20 protein-coding genes and 1 tRNA gene are annotated in these 21,661 nt (G+C 51.1%); 12 read left to right on the top strand and 9 right to left on the bottom strand.

Annotated elements, in window-relative coordinates; translation table 11 throughout:
* Nucleotides 1-150 precede the first annotated feature (150 nt).
* Nucleotides 151-411 carry a BolA family protein gene (locus C0081_RS06515; protein WP_101533024.1) on the top strand — a complete coding sequence of 87 codons (261 nt, stop codon included), beginning with the start codon at nt 151-153 and terminating at the stop codon, nt 409-411.
* A gap of 16 nt (nt 412-427) precedes the next feature.
* Here the strand turns inward: C0081_RS06515 and C0081_RS06510 are convergent, their stop codons facing one another.
* The 3 genes from C0081_RS06510 to C0081_RS06500 are packed head-to-tail and all read right to left on the bottom strand — an operon-like array spanning nt 428 to nt 3,498.
* Entirely contained in the window at nt 428-1,690 is a 1,263-nt protein-coding gene (locus C0081_RS06510; RefSeq protein WP_210200415.1) for an HlyC/CorC family transporter, read from the bottom strand.
* On the bottom strand, nt 1,690-2,826 hold the full coding sequence (gene aroB / locus C0081_RS06505) for a 3-dehydroquinate synthase (RefSeq protein WP_101533005.1): 1,137 nt from the start codon (nt 2,824-2,826) through the stop codon (nt 1,690-1,692). The genes C0081_RS06510 and aroB overlap by 1 nt, the downstream gene beginning before the upstream one ends.
* Before the next feature lie 57 nt (nt 2,827-2,883).
* Nucleotides 2,884-3,498, bottom strand: coding sequence for a shikimate kinase (locus C0081_RS06500; protein ID WP_373236360.1), 615 nt, complete (start codon nt 3,496-3,498; stop codon nt 2,884-2,886).
* A gap of 201 nt (nt 3,499-3,699) precedes the next feature.
* Between C0081_RS06500 and C0081_RS06490 the strand changes: the two genes are divergently transcribed.
* The 4 genes from C0081_RS06490 (at nt 3,700) to C0081_RS06475 (ending at nt 7,480) form a co-directional block, all read left to right on the top strand.
* Nucleotides 3,700-3,840 (top strand): histidine kinase, encoded by a 141-nt coding sequence (locus C0081_RS06490; RefSeq protein ID WP_101533002.1) that lies wholly within the window; start codon nt 3,700-3,702, stop codon nt 3,838-3,840.
* A gap of 41 nt (nt 3,841-3,881) precedes the next feature.
* Entirely contained in the window at nt 3,882-4,868 is a 987-nt protein-coding gene (locus C0081_RS06485) for a site-specific tyrosine recombinase XerD (RefSeq protein WP_101533001.1), read from the top strand.
* A gap of 155 nt (nt 4,869-5,023) precedes the next feature.
* Entirely contained in the window at nt 5,024-5,977 is a 954-nt protein-coding gene (locus tag C0081_RS06480) for an acetyl-CoA carboxylase carboxyltransferase subunit alpha (protein ID WP_101533000.1), read from the top strand.
* 249 nt (nt 5,978-6,226) lie between these two features.
* On the top strand, nt 6,227-7,480 hold the full coding sequence (locus tag C0081_RS06475; RefSeq protein ID WP_101532999.1) for a L,D-transpeptidase family protein: 1,254 nt from the start codon (nt 6,227-6,229) through the stop codon (nt 7,478-7,480).
* A gap of 63 nt (nt 7,481-7,543) precedes the next feature.
* Here the strand turns inward: C0081_RS06475 and C0081_RS06470 are convergent, their stop codons facing one another.
* Nucleotides 7,544-8,938 carry a methyl-accepting chemotaxis protein gene (locus tag C0081_RS06470; protein WP_180966785.1) on the bottom strand — a complete coding sequence of 465 codons (1,395 nt, stop codon included), beginning with the start codon at nt 8,936-8,938 and terminating at the stop codon, nt 7,544-7,546.
* 432 nt (nt 8,939-9,370) lie between these two features.
* Here C0081_RS06470 and C0081_RS06465 point away from each other — a divergent pair, with 432 nt between their 5' ends.
* On the top strand, nt 9,371-10,399 hold the full coding sequence (locus tag C0081_RS06465) for a zinc ABC transporter substrate-binding protein (RefSeq protein WP_210200414.1): 1,029 nt from the start codon (nt 9,371-9,373) through the stop codon (nt 10,397-10,399).
* Between the two features lie 128 nt (nt 10,400-10,527).
* Here C0081_RS06465 and ppk2 read toward each other — a convergent pair whose 3' ends face one another.
* A complete protein-coding gene (ppk2, locus tag C0081_RS06460; RefSeq protein WP_101532997.1) occupies nt 10,528-11,370 on the bottom strand; it encodes a polyphosphate kinase 2 in 843 nt (280 codons plus the stop codon).
* Between the two features lie 306 nt (nt 11,371-11,676).
* Here ppk2 and C0081_RS06455 point away from each other — a divergent pair, with 306 nt between their 5' ends.
* Together C0081_RS06455 and C0081_RS06450 are read left to right on the top strand one after the other, a co-directional pair.
* Nucleotides 11,677-14,175 (top strand): DUF3772 domain-containing protein, encoded by a 2,499-nt coding sequence (locus C0081_RS06455; RefSeq protein WP_180966784.1) that lies wholly within the window; start codon nt 11,677-11,679, stop codon nt 14,173-14,175.
* Nucleotides 14,168-14,743 carry a CAP domain-containing protein gene (locus tag C0081_RS06450; RefSeq protein WP_101532995.1) on the top strand — a complete coding sequence of 192 codons (576 nt, stop codon included), beginning with the start codon at nt 14,168-14,170 and terminating at the stop codon, nt 14,741-14,743. Before C0081_RS06455 ends, C0081_RS06450 begins: the two co-directional genes overlap by 8 nt.
* On the opposite strand, the gene C0081_RS06445 is transcribed toward C0081_RS06450, so the two are convergent.
* A complete protein-coding gene (locus C0081_RS06445) occupies nt 14,710-15,813 on the bottom strand; it encodes a GNAT family N-acetyltransferase (RefSeq protein WP_180966783.1) in 1,104 nt (367 codons plus the stop codon). The genes C0081_RS06450 and C0081_RS06445 overlap by 34 nt on opposite strands.
* Before the next feature lie 333 nt (nt 15,814-16,146).
* A complete protein-coding gene (locus tag C0081_RS06440) occupies nt 16,147-16,686 on the bottom strand; it encodes a DUF924 family protein (protein WP_101532993.1) in 540 nt (179 codons plus the stop codon).
* A 176-nt stretch (nt 16,687-16,862) separates the two neighbouring features.
* Between C0081_RS06440 and C0081_RS06435 the strand changes: the two genes are divergently transcribed.
* Entirely contained in the window at nt 16,863-17,081 is a 219-nt protein-coding gene (locus C0081_RS06435) for a sulfurtransferase TusA family protein (RefSeq protein ID WP_101532992.1), read from the top strand.
* 25 nt (nt 17,082-17,106) lie between these two features.
* On the opposite strand, the gene C0081_RS06430 is transcribed toward C0081_RS06435, so the two are convergent.
* Complete coding sequence (locus tag C0081_RS06430; RefSeq protein ID WP_101532991.1) at nt 17,107-18,420, bottom strand: D-alanyl-D-alanine carboxypeptidase family protein; 1,314 nt, start codon at nt 18,418-18,420, stop codon at nt 17,107-17,109.
* Between the two features lie 200 nt (nt 18,421-18,620).
* Here C0081_RS06430 and C0081_RS06425 point away from each other — a divergent pair, with 200 nt between their 5' ends.
* On the top strand, nt 18,621-19,787 hold the full coding sequence (locus C0081_RS06425) for a M20 aminoacylase family protein (protein ID WP_101532990.1): 1,167 nt from the start codon (nt 18,621-18,623) through the stop codon (nt 19,785-19,787).
* A gap of 78 nt (nt 19,788-19,865) precedes the next feature.
* Nucleotides 19,866-20,633, top strand: coding sequence for a sulfite exporter TauE/SafE family protein (locus C0081_RS06420; protein WP_101532989.1), 768 nt, complete (start codon nt 19,866-19,868; stop codon nt 20,631-20,633).
* Nucleotides 20,634-20,739: 106 nt separating this feature from the next.
* Here C0081_RS06420 and C0081_RS06415 read toward each other — a convergent pair.
* Nucleotides 20,740-20,825, bottom strand: a tRNA-Leu gene (locus C0081_RS06415).
* Nucleotides 20,826-21,003: 178 nt separating this feature from the next.
* On the opposite strand from C0081_RS06415, the gene C0081_RS06410 reads away from it, so the two are divergent.
* Nucleotides 21,004-21,585 carry a YqaA family protein gene (locus C0081_RS06410; RefSeq protein WP_101532988.1) on the top strand — a complete coding sequence of 194 codons (582 nt, stop codon included), beginning with the start codon at nt 21,004-21,006 and terminating at the stop codon, nt 21,583-21,585.
* Nucleotides 21,586-21,661: the final 76 nt, after the last annotated feature.

The following is a 21,661-nucleotide window of genomic DNA, read 5'->3' as shown; positions in this document are numbered from 1 at the left end:
AAAGGGACATGTTCACGTAATCAGAGATACCAATGCAAAAATCCTCTTGCGCATTGGGAACAAAATCCCCATCTGCAATCAGATCCAAGGTTCACACACGTGTTCAAATCACCTCAAATTTGGAAGTGCAACAATTCAGCATTCTCAGCCATGACCGTCAAGAAAAACATCGAAAAAAAGCTAAACAATCAACTTCAACCAACGTTGTTGGAGGTGATTGACGAATCTGCCCTGCATGCAGGGCACGCACATTCACGTCCAGAAGGTGAAACACACTTCCGCGTACGCGTGGCAAGTTCGGCCTTCAACGACATCTCTCGGATCGCGGCACATCGAATGGTGCATGATATTATCAAAGATGAGCTCTCAGGTCCAATACATGCTTTATCTCTAGAGACAATAAAGCCTTAAACAGTAGCAAATCGCTCTATTTCACAGGGGTGATGCGCAGGGAGGTGATTCGGTTCCTATCTTTACGCAGAACCCGGAAGCGGAAATTGTAGAAGGTAAAGCCTTGCCCCGGCTCAGGGATTTGCCGCGCTTCATGAATCACCAACCCGGCTATGGTGGTTGCTTCCTCATCGGGTAGCTTCCAGTCAAGCACACGATTGAGATCACGGATCGGCACGGAACCGTCCACAAGAACCGACCCATCAGGCTCTTTTTTCACGCCCTTCACATCGATGTCGTGCTCATCCGCAATTTCACCAACGATTTCTTCAAGAATATCCTCGAGTGTGACCAGCCCCATGACTTCGCCATACTCATCAACCACCAGCGAAAAATGACTTTTACGCTTGAGGAAGGCATTGAGCTGACCTTTCAGGCTTGTCGTATCAGGGACGAACCAAACCTCTGACGCAACCGCCATGATATCCAGCTTCTCGGGCTCCCCTTTGACCAGTGCCAAGGCTCTGAGCAAATCCTTGGCATGCAGGATACCAACAAAATTATCCTGTTCGTCTTTCCAGAGAGGAATGCGTGTAAAGGGGCTTTTGAGGGCCTGTTCCACAATGGACGTCGAGCTGTCATCCGCATTGATAGACATCACGTTGGTCCGATGCACCATAACGTCTGACACATCCAATTCTTCCAGATCCAGCAACCCGCCAAAGCGATCCCGGTCATCTTTGACCACGCTGCCTTCCATATGCAACAAATCAACGGCACCGCGCAATTCGTCCTGGCCGGACAGGAATTGCCCTTCTTTGGTATCCACGCCCAATAGACGCAACAACCGAACAACGACCCACTCGACAGCAATAACCAGAGGACCAAACAAAAGCGTGACCACCCGCACATAGGGCGCCACCTTGAGTGCAAAACCATCAGGGTTGGAAATAGCCCATGTCTTGGGCAACACTTCAGCAAACACCAACACAACCAGTGTCATCGTAAGGGTCGCATAGACCACACCGGCTTCGCCAAACAAGGAAAGGAATGCGGTTGTCGCCAACGCCGAGGCTAAAATATTGACCAGATTGTTGCCCAAAAGCAGCGATCCGATCAATCTTTCGCGTGATTGCAGCAATTGATTAACAGCGCTTGCTCCCGGTTCGCCGCTTTTTTCTTTTTGATGCATGCGCGCACGGGACGCCGCAGTCAACGCGGTCTCGGAACCCGAAAAAAAGCCGGACAGGGCAATCAAAAACAAAATAGCCAACGCAGTCAACCACAGAGAGGCGAGCATCAGTTCAATTTCTCCTCAAGGAACGCACGCAAAACGGACGGGTCAACATCCTTTTCAACAAAGGATTGCCCCAATCCACGCGTTAGGATGAAGGTGAGAGCGCCGCGAGACACTTTCTTGTCTTGGGCAATATAATCCATCAACAAATCGACCTTCGGCAATTGGCCCGGGATAGCCCCTATATGGGTAGGCAACCCCACGGTTTGCAAGTGAGCGACCACGCGATCTGTTATAGCAGGATCACAAAGACCAAGCTGAGCCGAAAATTCATGGGCGAGCACCATACCAATGGCAACACCTTCCCCATGCACGATGCGCTCGGAATCATATTCGGCCATGCCCTCGAGCGCGTGGCCGAAGGTATGCCCCAAATTGAGCAAAGCACGTTGATTGGCCTCTTTTTCATCAGCTGCAACCACATCAGCCTTGGCCTGACAGGAGCGCGCAATCGCCTCTTCCCTTTCGGGGCCGCCATCAAAGATGCCTTGCCAGTTAGTCTCCAGCCATTCAAAAAAATCAGGCTGATTGATCAAGCCATATTTGGCAACCTCGGCATAACCCGCTCGAAAGTCGCGTGGTGTTAACGTGTCCAGCACGGCTGTATCTGCCAACACCAGATGGGGTTGATTAAACAAGCCAATAAGATTTTTACCGTGGGCACTGTTGATTCCGGTCTTCCCTCCAACGGACGAATCCACTTGCGCCAACAGTGTGGTAGGAACTTGAATAAACCGCATACCGCGCCTGATAATCCCAGCAACGAATCCTGCCAAGTCACCAATCACACCACCGCCCAAAGCCACGACCAGATCACCGCGCTCCAAGCGCGTATCAAGCACGCCGTCGCAAGCTTCAATCAAGCCCTTGTAGCTTTTGGTTTTTTCACCGGGCTCCATAACGACCACGGATGGAATAATGCCCTGCGCACGCAAAGAAGCCTCCGCCGCTTCAAGATGAAATCCCGCAACCGTGCAATCCGTGATAATCACCGCTCTGGAACCAGGAAAGAGGCTCGTGAAACGAGTCCCCAAAGATCCAAGAACAGAGCGACCAATGACAATATCGTAGCTGCGGTCCCCAAGCTCGACCCGCACTTGGCGCGCAGTCTCGGTCAAGTCTTTTTTGCTGGCTTCCATTGCCCTTTCGTCCCTATTTTGGTGTCACTTGATATCAACGATGGCCAGTGTCACCGCCTATTCAGAAACATTCAAATGTGTTTCCAGCGCTTCAACAACCGACGTAACAATGCTTTCATGCGGCAAATCCACAGACATGACAGTGATATCAGAGAGAGCATAAACTGGGTAACGCTCGTCGATCAGACGCCGCATCACGCCTTCCGGATCGGGATCTCGCAACAATGGTCTGTGCGACCGGCGCCGAACCCGCGCCATAAGAATATCAAACTCGGCTTTCAACCAAATGGAAATGCCTTTGCCACCGATCAAGTCTCGCGTTTCAGCATTCATCCACGCACCACCGCCTGTGGCCAGCACCTGATTGCCTTTATCCAGAAGCCGCGCAATCACTTTTTTCTCACCGTCGCGGAAATGCGTTTCACCATGTTGAGAAAATATTTCCGCCACCGACATATTGGCAGCGGCCTCGATCTCATGGTCAGCATCGCGAAAGGGAATAGCAAGACGATTGGCCAGACGCCGTCCGACTGTTGTTTTACCAGCCCCCATCAGTCCGATCAAAACAATCGGACGTCCGTTCAGTGCTTCAACCAGCCGCGTTTCACGCGCGCCGCATTCACTGTTTTTTGAAACCGCCATATGCGTCCTTGTCACTAATATATCGCTCATGGTTTGATCCATTTGAGACCAAACTGTCAAGCCAGCAATGCATTTTGACCTCAAATGGACCAAACCCGTCCCCAATTGCAGATTTGATAGGGCGAATTAGTTGGAAAATTCTTTTATAATTTCGGCAAAAAACTGACAACCTCATTCAAAGGATGCTAGGTTGCCTTTCATGTAATCCGAGTTTTCTAATGGGATCTATATATGCTTAGTCTGATCAAAGCCCTAGTCTTTCTCCTTGTTTTGGCTGGTCTGATTGCAGGTGGAATTTTTGCCTTGGCCAATTTTGTTGAGCCAACCCAACGCGAAACAGTCATTCGCGTTCCTGCCAAAGATCTCAAATAACCTGATCAAAAGCCCTCAGCAGGGCTGCAAGTGAGGGACACGTGCCACTTAGCAATCAACAGGCCCTCCATCTTTTCCTCGATTCCCTAAGCGCCGAAAAAGGCGCTTCCGGTAATACTTTGGATGCCTATCGGCGCGACCTTGACGATCTGGAGGACAGTCTGTCAGCCCAACAGGTCCGGTTTGAAACCTGCATCGCGGATGATTTACGCACCTATTTGGCAGAATTGGCTGAACGCGATCTGGCGGCATCAACCATCGCCCGCAAGATTTCTTCCATCCGTCAGCTGTTTCGCTTCCTTTATAGTGATGGCTATCGGTCAGAAGACCCCTCCACCACGCTCAAGGCCCCTAAACGCAATCGCCCCTTGCCCAAAGTCCTAACCGAACAAGAAGTCGACCGCCTGATCGAAGCGGCCCGTTTTAATGCGTCGCTTGACGGTCCCACACCCAAACGGCAAATCCGTGCAATGCGCCTGTATGTGCTGCTCGAATTGCTCTACGCCACGGGCCTGCGCGTATCCGAACTTGTCAGTTTGCCTGCATCCGCCGCCCATCAAGACGGTCAGTTTCTGAGTGTCATTGGCAAAGGCAGCAAGGAAAGGCTGGTTCCTCTGTCAGACCGGGCAAAACAGGCCATGCAGGACTATCGAGCGATGCTGACATCAACCGATATGGTTACCAGAACCAAAGGTGTAACAGCCGCGCGTCAATGGCTATTCCCCTCATTCGGAGAATCCGGGCATTATACGCGTCAGGCTTTCGCGCGGGAACTCAAGGCTCTTGCCGATGATGTCGGATTGGACGCCACAGCAATTTCACCGCATGTGCTACGGCACGCATTTGCCAGCCATTTGCTGCAAAATGGGGCCAATCTGCGCGCTGTTCAAAAATTATTAGGGCATAGTGATATTTCAACCACGCAAATCTATACCCATATACTTGACGAACGCCTGATTGAACTGGTTGAACAGCACCATCCTCTTTCTGCCCAGTTCGAGACCAATAAACACAAAAAGACCAACTGACTTAAAACAACACAACGCCTTTGCTTTAGGCTTTGGATTAGGTAGCAAACTTGAAACACCAGCCGCCCGTTGCTTGACACAAGAGCCACAAAAGTTCAACGTGCCGCCGGCTCGAAAAAGTGCTAAAAAGAACCACAACTTGGATCAGACCGCTTATGCATAGTTATCTGGAATTTGAAAAACCTGTCGCTGACCTCGAAGGCAAAGTTCAAGAATTGCTCTCGATGCAGGAAAAAGGTGAGGCCGTCGATGTAGCCGACGAAATCTCCCGTCTGCAGACCAAAGCCGACTCTGCAATGAAAGATCTCTATGCCAATCTGACACCATGGCATAAAACACAAGTCGCTCGTCACCCGGACCGGCCTCACTTTTTTGACTATATCAATGCATTGATCGAAGAATTTACGCCCCTTGCAGGGGATCGCAAATTTGCAGAAGACGAAGCCATCCAAGCTGGATTTGGCCGATTCCGCGGCAAACCGGTCGCTGTTATTGGCCAAGAAAAAGGCAACGACACCGAAAGCCGTCTCAAGCACAATTTTGGCATGGCGCGTCCCGAAGGCTATCGCAAAGCGGTCCGCATCATGGAACTTGCCGAGCGTTTCAATATGCCGTTGATCACCTTTGTTGATACAGCAGGCGCTTATCCCGGCATCGGCGCTGAAGAGCGCGGACAGGCTGAGGCGATAGCGCGCTCCACCGATGCATGCCTTGCCATGGGAACGCCAAATGTAGCGACCATCATTGGTGAAGGTGGATCTGGGGGCGCGATTGCCATCGCCGCAACCAATCGGGTGCTGATGCTTGAGCACTCCATCTATAGTGTGATTTCCCCTGAAGGGGCAGCGTCCATCCTTTGGCGCGATTCCACCCGCGCACAGGATGCAGCAACAAGCATGAAAATTACCGCGCAGGATTTGATGGCATTCAAGATCATCGACAAAATCATCTCCGAGCCTGTCGGCGGAGCTCATCGCTCGGCAAAAACCGTGCTCGAGCGCACCGGCAATATGATTGCAGACTGTTTGGCCGAGTTTGATGGCATGAGTGCGCAAGAGATTCGTCAGCAGCGCCGCGCCAAATTCCTCGCCATCGGGTCCAAGATATAGCCTTCCGCAAAACAGATAGAACAACAACCCAGGTGGCGGAGCCCCGCCGCTTGGAGCAAACCAGCCTCTTCCAAAATCCAAATATCAATTCTGCAATTGTCGTGTGTTAATGGTCAATTTTACTTGATCGACGCTATCAGCCCTATTCTTGCCGCATCATCTCGCATATCTATGAATCATGGTCCCAAAGCCGTTTGGTAACCGACTGTCAACAAGTCTTGGTTACTGATTGATGATCAAAGGGTTTGAATGAGTAAGGCAGACGTCAGCGTGCGAACAGGCAACATCAAGCAAATGAACCGATTAGGCCCCCTTCTGGCTTTGACCGTGGCAAGCATCGCGCTTACCGCCTGCAACCCCGGCATGCTTGAAGACGGCAAGCATTTGCAGCCTATCCCTGCCAAGATCAAAGACAAGATCCGCAAGATCGGTTCCACAGAGAAGGCTCCGATCTACATCCGCATTTTCAAGGAAGAAGCGGTATTGGAAGCTTGGAAGGAACGCAAAGACGGCACCTATGCGCTGCTCAAAACCTATCCGATCTGTGCCTATTCTGGCGAAATCGGCCCCAAGAAAAGAGAAGGGGATCGTCAGGCGCCCGAAGGCTTTTACGCCATCACGCGCGGCCAGATGAACCCGCAATCGAGCTATTATCTTTCCTTCAATCTGGGATATCCCAACAAATTTGACCGTTCCTACGGCCGTACAGGCAAGCATTTGATGGTGCATGGGTCCTGCTCATCCCGAGGCTGTTATGCGATGGAAGATGCACCAATTGCAGAGATCTATTCGCTTGGTCGGGAAGCATTTTCCGGCGGCCAGCGCTCTTTCAAGGTCCATGCCTTTCCGTTCCGGATGACGCCGGAAAATATGGCCCGCAATCGCAATAGCGAACATTTTGCTTTCTGGCAAAATCTGAAAAACGGCTATGACCATTTTCAGATCACACACAAACCACCCAAAGTGGAAGTTTGTAACCGGACTTATATTTTCGACCCACAAGGTGCAAGTCACTTCGATGCAACGGGCCCCTGCCCCGACTATACGGTAGAGCCCAGCCTTTTGGCATCGCTCAAAACACTGCGGCAGAAAGAAAATATACGGTTCCAGCAAGCCGCACTCAAACTGGAGCAAAAAGTTCAGGAAAAAGAAGTTGAAACGGCTGATGCCATGGTCGAATCACAACTGGAACTGCTGGAACGCAAACAGAAAATATCTGAGGGCAAAAATCCCGACGGTTTTCTGGCCGGTTTAATCAAGGGTAATCCGGCACCGACAGCTGCCTCACAAGCCGCGCTGCCGGTTTCTGGCATAGCCGCACAGTCTGCTCCCTCAGCATCTATTGCCTTGGCAGAACCTGAAACTGAAGCGCCATCTGGCGGCTTTTTCTCCAAGTTAACCTCGGCGATCCCAAATCCATTCGGTCAAAAAAAGCAGCCGATTATACTACCTCAAACCGACGTGTCAGAGACAATCAATACATTGCCTCAACCACGGCAATAGCTGCTTGCACGAACCATTGATGGCAATTGGACCGCTGATAACAATTGCCTCTATGGTGCTGCTCTAATCGGCCCGATATCCCATACGCACGCCGCCCCAATGCTTACCATTAACATAGATGGGAGCGGACACATCCTTCATCAAAACAAATTTTCCGCCGCCCATATCGCGTCGATAGGTCTGCAGCACGAATGGCTTGGTATTGCGGCCAGCCGCTAATCCGACACGATCGTCAAAGATCCGGCGATTGCGACAATTGGCAGCGTTCCAAACGGGATCAGGGCCTTGCGGTTTTGAGAAAGCCTTGTTGTGAGTCGGCAAATACCCATTTTTGTCAACGGCAGCAATGAAGGCAATCGCCTCGTTTTCTGCGACGATCGTTTCTTGAAACTCTGGCATCACACGATCGGTCATCGCAGTAAAAGGAGTTGTGACTTGCTCGGGACTGCTATTGGGGACGGGCGTGTAGGTGCTATCGAACAAGTCACCCTCGCTGATCCGGCCCGATCGAACTTCCTCTTCAAAAGCCTGACCAATGTCTTGACCCAACTGCTGGATGGTTTTGATTGCAAATGTATTCTCGGTTTCGACCCCGGCAACGGATGAGCTGGCGATCATCTGGTCGGCGACAGCTGCCGCTGCCAACATACGTTTGCTGGTTTTACTCAGGCCTGTATTGGTCGCATCAAATGCCTTGTGCACCGACTCGACTTCAGTCACAAGATCAGTAATGGAAGACCTGTTTTCCGTCACTTTTCTCTCAATGGATTGTGAAGAATCCCGGATCGTCTGAAAAGCCTGATCCAGCCCTTGAATGATGCCATGCATTGAGGATGTACTGGTTTCAACATCGGCCATCGAGACTTGTGCTTCACCGCCCAAATTAATTAGGGCTTCCGCTTCATTGTCCAAGTCAGTGAGAGTAGATCCGATGGTTTCAGTCGCTTGGCTTGTCTGGGATGCAAGCTGCTTCACTTCAGCGGCAACAACGGCAAAACCTTTACCCGCATCACCCGCTCGGGCCGCCTCAATGGTCGCATTCAGCGCCAAAAGATTGGTCTGCCGAGCAATAGCGTCAATCGCACTGGCAACATCACGCACCGACGAAAAAGCTGATTTCAATCCTTGCAACTGGCTATTGATCCCTGAAACGGCTTGCATCAGGTCAGCCACCTTAACAAGGGTTTCCTCCACCATATCTCGGCTATGGGCAACGTCTTGCGAAGTTTGATCTGCAATAGCAAAGGAATGGCTCGCCGCTTGCAGAATCCCATGGTTGGAAGTCTGGACTTCTGTCGAGACAGATACCAAATGAGAGAGGGACTGAAAACAAGCACCGGCTTCCCCGTTCAACTGCTCGATTTCACCTGCGACATCGGCCATCTCCTGTCCTAGGCCTCCCAGATCATGTACCACTTTTGTAATAACTTGCTCATCAATGACCGTCTGCTCTAACACGGTTTCTCCCGTCGTAGACGATACTGTCAATTGATCTGAGTGTTGGTTCTTATCTGTCGTTACAAAATCAGATCCGTTGAATGACCTATTGCTTGATTTGGCAAAATTGAACATGGTTCCACCCGCATATATAGCACTGTGCCGCGCCTCAGCGCATGTAAGTTGCAGTGAGCCTGAAGTTTTAAAGTTAACAAATCCAAAAATTCAGCAGAAATTCGACTGATTTCGTCGATTTTCGGCTAAATTCAGCCGTTCGTCTAAGGAGTATTGCCTTCAGGATTACTACGCAGCACTCCTAAGAGGCCGTCAAACGCTTGACATCCCATTTACGAGTCGATAATTGACATGTTATAACATAACGTAATAATGGTTATTCCAACGCAAATAGCCTCCTATTCACGTCGTCAGACACACAGATAAAGCGATGTCTTCATGGTCAGAAACAGCCGAAAGCCAACCCTCCTCGTTAGCCTGATTGCCCTTGCTGCACTTGGCAGCACCAGCATTGCGGGAGCCGCTCCCAAAGTTGTCACATCAATAGCGCCGATCCATTCGATCGCGTCAGCCATTATGCTAAATGTCGGCACCCCGGACTTACTGATAGAGCAATCCGCATCTCCACACGCCAGCACGTTACGCCCCTCAAACGCCAAGACACTTCAAGCAGCAGATCTTGTCATCTGGGTTGGTCCCGACATAGAACCCATGTTGGTGAAACCGATTCAAACTCTGGCAAGCGATGCGCATTCCCTTGAGTTGATACAAACCAAAGGCTTGACTCTCCTTCCCCTGCGCGAAGGGAAAAACTGGGAAAAACATAGCCACGGTGATGAAGAGCATGATCACCACGAAGGCCATGAGACTCATGAAGATCATGATGACCACAAAAGCCACGAGGCTCATGAAGATCATGATCACGACGCTGGGCACGATGATGAAGCCCACATCGACAATCACATCTGGCTAGACCCGCAAAACGGCATCCTGTTGGCGTCCGCGATAAAAAATGCACTCATCGCGCAGGATCCAGACAACACCGAGCTTTACACTAAAAATGAAAAAACCTTCATCGACTCGGTGCAGCAAGTCATGGCGCAGGCAAAGACACAGCTTGCGGGGAAATCCGACAAACCGTTTATCGTATTTCATGATGCCTATCACTATTTTGAAAATCGATTTGGCGTAGAAGCGATTGGGTCAATCATGCTGCAACCCGGCACCACCCCGGGAGCAGCCCGCGTCAAGGAAATCAGGACCAAACTGAAAGCCCTGGATGCCGCTTGCCTATTATCGGAACCGCAGTTCTCCGCAGCAATCCTGCCAGCCCTGACCGAAGGAACCAACACCAAACTGGGAGAGTTGGACCCAATCGGAAAATCTTTGACACTTGGCCCGTCTCTTTATCCCGACTTGATCGCGGACAACGCGCGCCATCTGAGCGACTGTCTATCTGACGATTGAGCCTTGCCAACCGCAAGCCTGTCGCTTCTCAAACTCCAAAAGAGCGGGCAAATCTGTCCGCTCTTTTCTCTTGCCGTTCCTGCAGCCTTCTTGCCAGTCTTGTACTGGGCTTCTGTGCCTTGTCGGCCTTATTCACCCTTATGCAGAAATGGCAATCCAAACCCCAGAATTTTGGGATCGATCGGATCAAGGACGGAGAGGTCTTTGCCCGGATAGTCCAAGGCACCAAGGAAATAGCGCAACATATTGATGCGCGCCCGTCGTTTGTCGTTAGAGCGAATAACCACCCACGGCGATCTATCGCGATGGGTTGAAATCAGCATTTTATCCCGCGCCTGGGTATAGTCGTCCCATTTATCGAGAGCCTTGAGATCAATGGGAGACAGTTTCCAGTGTTTGAGCAAACTGTGGCGGCGGTCATGAAAGCGCCGAAGCTGCATTTCGCGGCCAACATTAAGCCAGAATTTAAACAATCGCGTTCCACTATCTAGGATCATCTGCTCAAACCTTGGCGCATCCTTGAGGAATTTATCGGTCTGATCTTGGGTACTGAAGCCCATAACAGGTTCAACACCGGCGCGGTTGTACCATGAGCGATCGAACAATACGATCTCGCCACTTGTTGGCAACTGCTTAGCATATCGTTGGAAATACCATTGCCCTTGCTCCACATCGCTGGGCTTGGACAGAGCCACCACCCGTACATGGCGCGGATTGGTATATTGTGTGATCACTTTGATCGAACCACCCTTGCCAGCGGCATCACGCCCCTCAAAGACACACACAATCCGTTCTCCGGTCTCGCGCACCCATTCCTGCACCTTGACCAACTCAATCTGCAGCCGCTCCAGCTCGTCTTCATATTTTGAACGTTTAAGCTTTTTATCATATGGATAGCCGCCACTTTCCATAATTATATCTTCGAGTTCTTTCGGAAACTCGGGATCCTCAAGATCAAAATGCACGGACATAGAAATTCTCTCTCTGATTGGCCATTTAAGGAACTTTTAACACCAAGCCTAGCGGTAAAACCACGGGGAAACCAGAGAGCTGCCTGCATAAAGTCACAATGGCTGGATATCTAAAGGCACCTTAACGGAAGCAAATCACCATGATTGTGTTGTCAGGTAAATTCCAGTAGACCAATTATAGAATTATGCCTTTTTCCGGTTTCAAATATTTGTGCGAGAACAGCAGCCGTGATCCATTTTCCTTCTTTGCGCCATATGGCCTCCGCAACGCTTATCGCGATATGTCTTGTCCTTGGTGCCCTCACCATGGCTCAGTCGAAGGATCAAACAACAGAGCAAACCGCCAATCTTGCAGAATCGCTCATTGCCCGCCTCGATCAAATTGAAGCAACGCTAAATCGGGAGAGCCTTTCCGACAAAGCCTTCAATGATTTACGCGCAGAACTGGTGATAATCGAACAAAACGCGCTCACCCAAAAAAACCTTTTGCAGCCGTCCCTCGACGAAGCCAAAGCCCGCATCGAAGCCCTCAAGCCAGCGCAGGCGAAAGAGGGGGAAGAAGTCAATCCGGAAGCTGAGGTGTTAATTTCGCGCCGAGCGGAGCTTGAAGAGCAAATCGCCGAAACGGACGCACAGGTCAAACTGATCAACTCAAGCCTGTTGCGGGCAAGACAATTGAGCAACAAAATCACGGTCGCGCGACAAGATCGCTTTACCAAACAATTGTTTGACCGCAGTGGCACTTTGTTCAATCCCGCGCTTTGGTTGTCCGGTTTAAGCGGCCTAATCGCCGCTTGGAAAACGCTAAACTTTCTTATGTCCGACTGGGCGTCTTTCTTGGCCACCAAAGCAGCTGATCGCTTTTGGCAAATCAGCGCCATGATAACCTTCGTTGCGATCATTATTTTCGGACCTTTACGGTATCTCCTCTTTTCCAGCCTGAGAAAACTGGCCCGCCTAGAGGCACCCACACTGCTGCAACGCAGCCTGCATGCTTGTTGGGCATTGGTCTCCTACACGTTCATACCGGTGGCCATTTTAATAGCTGTTGTGCTGATTTTGAGCAACGCCGATCTGCTTCCCACACGCATCGAATTATTGGCAGATCAGATATCCTTCGTCATTTTTAGTGTTTCTCTTGGATATGGACTGATCCGCGTTCTTTTAGCGCCCAACAAATCCAATTATCGTCTACTCAACTTCGAGACATCAACCGCACGAAAGCTATATGGCATCGCACTGGCGTTGCTCAGTGTTTATGCGATTGATACCCTGTTTGATCAGACTTCCGAAACCTTGCTGATCCCGCTCGAAACCACAATTCTGATCCGTGGTGTTGCAGCCATTCTCATCGCTATCCTTGTATGGATGGGAATGCGTATGATTATCGCAGCCAAATCAACACAAGACACAACCGCTACCAAAGATGGCCCAGCCCATCAGGGGTTCTCCCTACCCGGCTTTGTCAAACTGTTACAGCCGCTGGTGTGGTTGGCCTGCATCGTCATCGCCATTGCACCTGTGTTGGGATATGTCTCTCTGGGCTCCTTCCTTGCTGTGCAGATGGGCCGCGCTTTTATCATTCTTGCCCTGCTCGGCATTTTTTCGGCACTCGTAGACAATTTCCTCAGCGAAAATCTGGAGACCGAAGATTCCAACACCCAGAAATTATCCCGCGCCTTCGGCATTGCTCCACGAGCCATTGCGCAAATCGGTGTGCTCTCTAACGGCCTGCTGCGTATATTGCTCTATGTCAGCGCAGCTTTGTTGATCTTTGCACCCTGGGGCGTTGAATCAACAGACTTTTTGACCGCGATGCAACAGGCCCTCTTCAATATACAAATCGGCGACCTAAGCATCTCCCCAATTAATATTCTGGGGGCGTTGGTGGTTTTCATAGTCACCCTTGTCCTGGTCAAGAGCATTCAAGGATGGATGGAAAAGCGGTTGATGCCCGCGACAAACATGGACACGGGCCTCAAAAACTCGATCCAGACCAGCGTGGGCTATGTCGGCTTTATTATCGCGGCGATGTTGGCCTTCTCTTATATGGGCGTCAATCTGTCCAACATTGCCTTAGTGGCAGGTGCCCTATCTGTCGGTATCGGTTTTGGCTTGCAAAGCATCGTCAACAACTTCGTATCAGGGCTTATCCTGCTGGTCGAACGCCCTATCAAAACCGGAGACTGGGTGGTTGTCGGGGCGGATCAGGGCTATGTAAAAAAAATCTCGGTCCGCGCCACCAAGATCGAAACCTTTGATCGCGCAACCGTTATTGTTCCCAATTCGGACCTGATCTCAAACCGGGTAATGAACTGGATGCACAATGGCTCTTTGGGCCGGATTATTGTCCCCGTTGGTGTGGCCTATGACGCGGATCCAGAACAGGTCCGCGAAATCCTTCTTAAAGTTGCTCAAGACTCAGATCTGGTCACCAGCTATCCTATGGCGAGCGTTTATTTCATGGATTTCGGCGCGTCTTCGCTCGATTTCGAGCTGCGCTGTTATGTTCAGGATATCAATAATTCCCTGTCCGCTAAAAGTGCGCTGCGCTTTGCCATCTTCAAGGCACTGAAAGACGCCAATATCGAAATCCCGTTCCCGCAGCAAGATGTCTATGTCCGCTCTATCGCCACTCCGGAAAAACAGCAAGAATCAACAATACAACCGTTTAATCCGGACATCAAAGAAACCGCAAACAAAACGACGTCCGACACACTCAAAGCAGAGGAAATCGAGCTGGCCGATGCCTCCGAGCTGACAGACACGACTGGCGACACAGAAGGAGACGCCGACATTGTTTAACGCGCACCCCAACCGATTTTTCGCCCTCGCGCTGCTGGCACTGACGCTGGCAAGCTGTGCCCAGGGACCAGCGTTTCAAGAACCGGCTCTCTACACAAATCTCAATCAGGACGGTGTAACGGTAAACCCGCAAGAAGCGCTCAGCATCATCAATAGCTATAGGCGAAACAACGGCCTCAATGCCCTCACTCTGGACAGCAAACTTGCTGCTGCCGCTCAGGAACAAGCCGATGCCATGGCTGCGGCTGATAAAGTAAGCCACTCGCTTACAAGGAACCAGACGCTCAAAAAACGCCTTGATCGGGCCAACTATGACGCAGCCATCGCCGCTGAAAATATCAGCGCGGGATACTGGACATTGGCTGAGGCTTTTTCCGGCTGGCGCGATTCAAAAGGGCACAATGCAAACATGCTACGCAAAGGTGTGACGCAAATGGGGATAGCCACTCAATTTCGTGGCAATGCCAAATATAAGGTATTCTGGGCCTTGGTGCTGGCTAAACCAGCAGAACCAAGACCAGCACAGCCTTTGAGTCAAACCCGTCCAAGCGCTCTTTTTGCCCAATAACGCGCCTTGGCCTTGCCTTCATAACCAGCCCGCAAACTGCAGCAAGCGATCACTCCAACCCGGCTGAGCGGAATAAACAATTGTGCAAAATCACGACGGCCATCCCAGAGACTTTCGGCAACGGGGTGGCCGGTATCGGCAAGAGAATCGATATAGTCAACATCCGGATCAGCAATCATCTGCTTGCTCACCTCCAACAGGAGGTGCACCCCTGGAGAAGAGCGTTTGTAAACCTCATCCATGCCGGTTTTCCAAGTGAACAAACCGCGTCCTGCACGGAACGAAATCAAACTACCGATGCAACGCTCATCCAGCATCATAAGATCGATCTGCGCAGTCCCTTCCGTCAGCATCTGCGGCAGAAACCCTTCAACGAACTGTTTCAGATTGCTATTCACCGCAAGCGCAGTGCCCTTGTGTGCTTTCCAACCAGATGCCTCCGTGACAAAAAAGGCCTCAAGCGCTTTGCCTTGATCATAGCCACTTCGCGTTGAAACATAATCGACCTGCCCGAGATCACCAAGACGTCGGATCTGTCGCCCCATAGTCTTGCGTTTGTTCTTGCTGATTGACAGCCCCTCTCGTAGCAGGGACGCATCGTCACTCTCTGCGCAACAATTCAGAAAGGCACGGTTATGAACGCGCGCTTGAAGGATGGGGTGGCTTGCTCCACCTTGAATGTCTAACCACGAGATCAACCACTCATATTCACGTGCTTGCATGGGGAAATAGGGCCATACCAGCAAGTCAGCTCCGGCGGTTTGCGAAAGTTGGTCCAGCGCAGCATGAAATCCGCCTTCGCTGCGTCTGTGCAGCCCGTATCTATCAAGGAAACCGGCTCCAACAGGGCCGTATCCATGCGCCCAGTAAGTCGCAATCTTGGCACCCATTGCAAAAACAGAGCGACTGGTTTCAAAAGGCAGACGATAGCCTTGTGAAGCAACTGTGATCACAGGTCCCTGACAAATGCGCCCGTCTCCGGCCCTTACAAAAACCTCGTCAACAAACGGCGAGTCGAACTGATCGACCAGTGTGCTGCCTTCCATTACCGTATCTGACTTCAGCAACATAGAACCCAATCCCATAGAACCAACGCAATCATTCGACCAATTACGGGAACCGAAGGCCTCGGCTCACCATTGTTTCAGTAGAATTTTGCCCGAACATAGCCATTGCCAACAGTAAACGGCAAATTGGTCAGGCTTGGGTTAATGGGATTGTAAAACTTAAGTCAATGACCAAAGCAGCGTCACGGGACCTGAATGTGGCTAGACCGCGCCGACAAAAAGATTCAAACAAATTGGCGAAAAACCGGCATTTCTCGCGGCATTTTGTCACTCCCCTCACATCAATCATTCGTTAACCAAGAATTGAATAGGTGGGGAGTGAATGCGCGACCAAGCCTAACCTGAAAAGCCGCCTTCATCGAGAAAGGTTTTTTCTTCCGGTGTCGTATACCGACCTAAAACCCGATTGCGGTGTGGGAAGCGAGCGAACCGTTCAATGATATTCTTATGCGTTTTGGCGGCATCGATATATCCCTCACCACCAATTTCCTCCATCCACTTAAGGCAAGCCTGTTGTTCGCCGATATCTTCCGCATGCATCATCGGCATCACAGCAAACGCTTTTTCATCAGGGCTTAATCCATCCCAATCGGCATGTTTTACCAAAGCATGAGAATAGGACAAAGCCACGGCATCGTGAGAAAAGGCCTGCGGCATGCCCCGATAAAGGTTGCGAGAGAACTGATCGAGCACAATAATCAACGCCAGAAGGCCCTTGGCACTGCCCTCCCACTCTGCAAGCCGACGGTGGCGCGCGTCTTCCAGCGTCATTCCAAACCGGAACCGAATGGTGGCATCAAAAGCATCAATTTTTGAAAACCACTTCTTTGGCTCGGAGCTGAACCAAAAATCAAGAACTTCTTGTGACGTCACCATGGGCTTTGCTCCTTTAAGCTACTAATTTTTTTATACGTATTTTCCACCAATGTCACACACTTCAGCTGCGAGTTGAAGTAACAATGTGAAGAGGCTATGAAACAATCAAAGCACCATGCTTTAAAAGCAAAGGCGCTTCCAAAGCCTGACACTCCAACCGGACTGATACACTGCTGATGCATGACCTTGATTTAAGCGGCCTCAAATGCCCGTTGCCGGTTCTTCGCACACAAAAGGCATTGAAGGACCTGCCCAAAGGCAGCCGCATTGCGATCCTTACCACCGACCCGATGGCGGCACTTGACTTGCCTCACTTCTGCTCAGAGCATGACCACTTGCTCATCGATACCCAGCAACGCGGACCATCGACGCTATGGTTTTTGATTGAGAAATAAATCATTTAAGCCAACAAGTCGGCCATCAGGGTTTGGATCGGGGCAAGCGCGAAGGCCCCGTGTCTTTGCCTATATGGATGGTAGACACTGAAACCACTTCTTTTGCCTTGGGTGCCAGCAAAGGCAATTGAACCAACTGCTCTGGCAACTTGATCTTTTTTTCCGGAATGCCGGTATAAACGCGGACCGGCTCCATCAGTTTAAAGCGCGGCTCCAGATAGCTGACTTTATAATCAACAGTCGCCACCCATTTTGGCTGCCCTTGGGGGCACGTTTCAGGACGCAGATCGGTAGGCGCGTCATAACTCCCAAACAAAACATCCTCTTGAATAGGAACTCCCGCTCCGGTCGCCATATCAGCGCGTGAGAAACCCTGGGTCAGCAGAAACGCCGCAGTTTCCGAACGCACCTGTGTATTGGGCGCTCCCAAGACAACAGCCAGTAATTGCCGCCCGTCACGTGTTGCAGTAGCCACAAGATTGTAACCGGATGAACAGACAAACCCGGTCTTCATACCGTTCGCGCCATGAAAAGTTTCAAGCAGTTTATTATAAGAACGCAGCACCCGTTTGCCGTGACGAATGGCAGGGATTTGAAACAAGGGGCGATATTGAGGAAATTCCAAAAGGATTTGCCGCGCCAACAAGGCCATATCACGCGCAGAACTGGTCTGCCCCTCGGCATAAAGACCATTGGCATTGACAAAATGGCTGGCCTTCATGCCAAGGCGCGCAGCTTCATGGTTCATGCGTTTGGCAAATTCAGGCTCGCTGCCTGCGACACGTTCGCCCAACGCTGCCGCAATATCATTGGCAGATTTGACCAGCACCATCTTCAGCGCATTGCCGACGGTCAGTTTTGTCCCAACCTTAAAGCCCATTTTCGATGGAGGATAGGACAAGGCATGAGCAGAAATGCTCAGAGCAGACTCTTCAGATAGTTCCCCTGCAGAAATCGCACGAAACGTCACATAGGCCGTCATAAGTTTGGTCAGAGAAGCTGGATACCATTTTTTATTGGCACCTTGATGATACAAAACCTTGCCCGTATCGACATCCATCAAAAGTAAAGGATTGGGGGAGATTACCAGATCTTGCTTGGGCTTGCTCTGCGCTTGTTTTGCCGCATCAACGGACCCAACGCCCAATGCAACAAAACAAAGAGACAAAAAGATAACGCGAGATGCAACAAGACCAGCCGACCAACGGCAAAGCTTGATAGCGGGCAAATCGATCATAAAAAGTGAACCTCCGAGCAAATCACTTGGCTTGAACGCGACAGTCTTCTCTCTAGCCGATGCCGTTAGACGGAACAAGCGCCAACCGCCAAACTTGCTCATCAGAACACATATTCAATGCTGCTGTAGACCTCATGCCTTATGCACAATTCGGCTTGCTCCGCACCGACCACCTGATTATGCTGCCATGCACAATATCATATCAGAGCGCGAACGATGCCCAGCGCCATTTTCGAAGCCGCTAAGGTTCAACCAGAAAAGTTCCGCGCGCCTCCCAGCCATCATCAACAAGGCCTGATTTTATGCCAATCATAAATCGAATTGCAGACTTTCACGACGCTATAAAGAAGGTGCGTCAGGATCTACACCAAAATCCGGAGTTACAATTCGATGTGCAGCAGACCGCCGGACGGGTTGTTGCAGAATTACAGTCCTATGGCATCTCGGATATCACATCGGGAGTAGGACAAACGGGTGTTGTGGCGGTTATTGAAGGCAAGTCCAATAAGTCGGGGAGAACAATCGGCTTGCGCGCCGACATGGATGCGCTGCCGCTGCATGAAGCCACAGACAAGCCCTACGCCTCCAAAGTGCCCGGAAAAATGCACGCCTGCGGCCATGACGGACACACCGCTATGTTGCTCGCGGCAGCGAAATACCTTCAGGAAACCCGTAACTTTGATGGTAGAGTTGCCCTCATTTTTCAACCGGCAGAAGAAGGCGGAGGCGGTGCCCGTGCCATGGTTCAGGATGGGTTGATGACCCGATGGGAAATCGATCAGGTCTATGGCATGCACAATTGGCCCGGCCATCAACTGGGGTCCTTTTCCCTGTGTTCAGGGCCAATCATGGCATCGGCCGATCCCATTACCATCGAGATAGAAGGCAAGGGCTGCCATGCAGCCAAACCCCATGAGGGCGTGGATACCATTGTTGTCATGGCAGCAATCATCCAAGCTGTGCAAACGCTGGTTAGTCGCAACACTGACCCACAAAAATCACTGGTCGTATCGCTGTGCCACATCAAAGCGGGCTTTACCGACAATGTCATTCCGCAAACAGGCTTTATCGAAGGCACCGTGCGGACTTTGGCCCCCGATGTCCGAGACATGGCAGAAAAGCGCTTGCGCGAAGTGGTAGAAGGCACGGCGGCCGTTTATGGCGCAACAGCGAAATTGACCTACACGCGCGATTATCCCGTGACCGTCAATCACGAAGCAGAAACACAAAAGGCCGCCAAAGTCGCCAGAACCATCGCGGGCGAGAGCAATGTCACCACTGACATGGTGCCATCGATGGGCTCGGAAGATTTTTCTTTCATGCTACAGGAACGTCCCGGAGCGTTTATATTCATCGGAAATGGCGACAGCGCCTCACTGCATCATCCAGAGTATGACTTTAATGATGAGCTGATTCCGGTTGGCGCGTCCTATTGGGTCAAACTGATCGAATCGTCACTGGCCGTCTAACACAAAATAGCGGGCCTAGTGCGCCCCCAACCTGACGAGTGCGCCCGCAACCAAGCCGCCACAAGGAGCCAAAGCATCATGTTGGAGACTCTCCCCTTTTTCGCGGACACCGGCCTGAGCGAATGGGCCCTTTGGGGGCTAATCATTGCCAGCTATTTCACCTCTGCTCTCACCGCTGCGTTTGGTATTGGTGGTGGCGTGGCGCTGCTGGCGATCTTGAGCACGGTGATTCCCGTCGCAACACTGATCCCGTTGCACGGCATGGTGCAAATGGGGTCCAACGCAGGCCGTGCATGGCATTTACGCGATCACATCAAATGGTCGTTTCTGGTGCCCTTTGGCCTTGGAGCCCTCATAGGCACCGCCGTTGGCTCCCAATTGGTCATCGCACTGCCGGATGCTTTGCTGAAAATCATTCTCGCGCTGTTTGTGCTCTCTCTGGTCTGGGCACCAAAACCAAAATTCATGAAGGGTGGCAACGTCACAATCGCCACTGGTGGTGCACTTTCGTCTTTGGCTGGCATGTTTGTCGGAGCAACCGGGCCGCTGGTCGCAGCCATGATCGCGGGTAAGGCCGACGACCGTCAGGGTGTCGTCTCTACACACGCGGCTTCCATGACCTTGCAGCATGGCCTCAAAATTCTGGCGTTTGGCTTTGTCGGATTTGCTTTCACAACATGGCTGGGCCTGATCATCGCCATGATTGTTTCGGGCTATATTGGCACGATCACCGGTGGAAAAATCCTGCATATGATGGATGAAAAACTTTTCCGCAAGTTGTTCAAGCTGATCCTGACGGCACTGGCGGTGTTCATGCTTGTAAAAGCCGCTCAGTCATTTTTTTAATAGCTCGCGCAAGGCAACAGTTGGCTCAAACACAAAACCGACAACCACAGTTTTTCAATGGCCTGCTACGGCCATGCGCTCAAAACATCAAAAAAGGAAAGAGAAATGGTGCCCCCGGCCCGACTCGAACGGGCACGCCCAATGGACAGCAGATTTTGAATCTACCGCGTCTACCGGTTCCGCCACGGGGGCACGTAAGGGGGGAATATAGAAGCAAAATTTCTGCCGTCAACACATAACCGTCACAATTCCCATCTCTTCAACACGAATTGACGGTCTCTTTAACAGTTCTGCCATAGACCCGACGTAAGATCGCACGATTGAGACAACAATTGACCCTTTATCCACCGACGAACCAGAACGGTTACCAATGCTTCGCAAACTCTATGATTGGACCATGAACCTCGCCGCCGGTCCCCGCGCGCCCTGGGCCTTAGGGGCTGTCTCTTTTATCGAAAGCTCGGTTTTCCCGATTCCACCCGACACTTTGCTGATCCCGATGGTCATCGCCAAACGTCAAAAGGCATGGATCTATGCCGCCTTGTGCACCATCATGTCCGTATTGGGAGGCATGTTCGGTTACGCAATCGGTGCCTTGCTGTTTGATCAACTGGCTTTGCCGATCCTTGCTTTCTACGGATATGCCGACAAGTTTGCATCTTTCACAGAACGCTACAATGAATGGGGCGTCTGGATTGTCCTGATCGCGGGGCTAACGCCTTTCCCCTATAAAGTCATCACCATTGCCTCTGGAGCAACGGGCCTTGCGCTACCGGTCTTTATGATCGCCTCTGTTGTGGCCCGCGGTCTAAGATTCTTTATTCTAGCCGCGCTGCTCTACTGGCTTGGCCCTCCCATTCGCGATTTCATCGAAAAACGCCTTGGTCTGGTATTCACGGTTGCAATGGTGGTTTTGGTCGGCGGGTTTGTCGCAGTCAAATATTTGATCTAAAAAAGCAATGACGCTATTGATTGGTCTTGTGCACATGCTTTTTCAGCACTGACAAACTTTGGTCACGGTTGGCTTT

The organism is Cohaesibacter celericrescens, assembly GCF_002866925.1.
In the GTDB taxonomy this organism is placed as follows: Bacteria; Pseudomonadota; Alphaproteobacteria; order Rhizobiales; family Cohaesibacteraceae; genus Cohaesibacter; species Cohaesibacter celericrescens.
The sequence above is the reverse complement of the archived record's forward strand: the minus strand, read 5'-3'. Positions and strand labels throughout refer to the sequence as shown.

Excerpts from the sequence above, each read along its gene's own strand:
- C0081_RS06515 (WP_101533024.1), top strand. The coding sequence starts at position 151 with ATGACCGTCAAGAAAAACATCGAAAAAAAGCTAAACAATCAACTTCAA.
- C0081_RS06510 (WP_210200415.1), bottom strand. The coding sequence starts at position 1,690 with ATGCTCGCCTCTCTGTGGTTGACTGCGTTGGCTATTTTGTTTTTGATT.
- aroB (WP_101533005.1), bottom strand. The coding sequence starts at position 2,826 with ATGGAAGCCAGCAAAAAAGACTTGACCGAGACTGCGCGCCAAGTGCGG.
- C0081_RS06500 (WP_373236360.1), bottom strand. The coding sequence starts at position 3,498 with ATGAGCGATATATTAGTGACAAGGACGCATATGGCGGTTTCAAAAAAC.
- C0081_RS06490 (WP_101533002.1), top strand. The coding sequence starts at position 3,700 with ATGCTTAGTCTGATCAAAGCCCTAGTCTTTCTCCTTGTTTTGGCTGGT.
- C0081_RS06480 (WP_101533000.1), top strand. The coding sequence starts at position 5,024 with ATGCATAGTTATCTGGAATTTGAAAAACCTGTCGCTGACCTCGAAGGC.
- C0081_RS06475 (WP_101532999.1), top strand. The coding sequence starts at position 6,227 with ATGAGTAAGGCAGACGTCAGCGTGCGAACAGGCAACATCAAGCAAATG.
- C0081_RS06465 (WP_210200414.1), top strand. The coding sequence starts at position 9,371 with ATGGTCAGAAACAGCCGAAAGCCAACCCTCCTCGTTAGCCTGATTGCC.
- ppk2 (WP_101532997.1), bottom strand. The coding sequence starts at position 11,370 with ATGTCCGTGCATTTTGATCTTGAGGATCCCGAGTTTCCGAAAGAACTC.
- C0081_RS06455 (WP_180966784.1), top strand. The coding sequence starts at position 11,677 with ATGGCTCAGTCGAAGGATCAAACAACAGAGCAAACCGCCAATCTTGCA.
- C0081_RS06445 (WP_180966783.1), bottom strand. The coding sequence starts at position 15,813 with ATGTTGCTGAAGTCAGATACGGTAATGGAAGGCAGCACACTGGTCGAT.
- C0081_RS06440 (WP_101532993.1), bottom strand. The coding sequence starts at position 16,686 with ATGGTGACGTCACAAGAAGTTCTTGATTTTTGGTTCAGCTCCGAGCCA.
- C0081_RS06435 (WP_101532992.1), top strand. The coding sequence starts at position 16,863 with ATGCATGACCTTGATTTAAGCGGCCTCAAATGCCCGTTGCCGGTTCTT.
- C0081_RS06430 (WP_101532991.1), bottom strand. The coding sequence starts at position 18,420 with ATGAGCAAGTTTGGCGGTTGGCGCTTGTTCCGTCTAACGGCATCGGCT.
- C0081_RS06425 (WP_101532990.1), top strand. The coding sequence starts at position 18,621 with ATGCCAATCATAAATCGAATTGCAGACTTTCACGACGCTATAAAGAAG.
- C0081_RS06420 (WP_101532989.1), top strand. The coding sequence starts at position 19,866 with ATGTTGGAGACTCTCCCCTTTTTCGCGGACACCGGCCTGAGCGAATGG.
- C0081_RS06410 (WP_101532988.1), top strand. The coding sequence starts at position 21,004 with ATGCTTCGCAAACTCTATGATTGGACCATGAACCTCGCCGCCGGTCCC.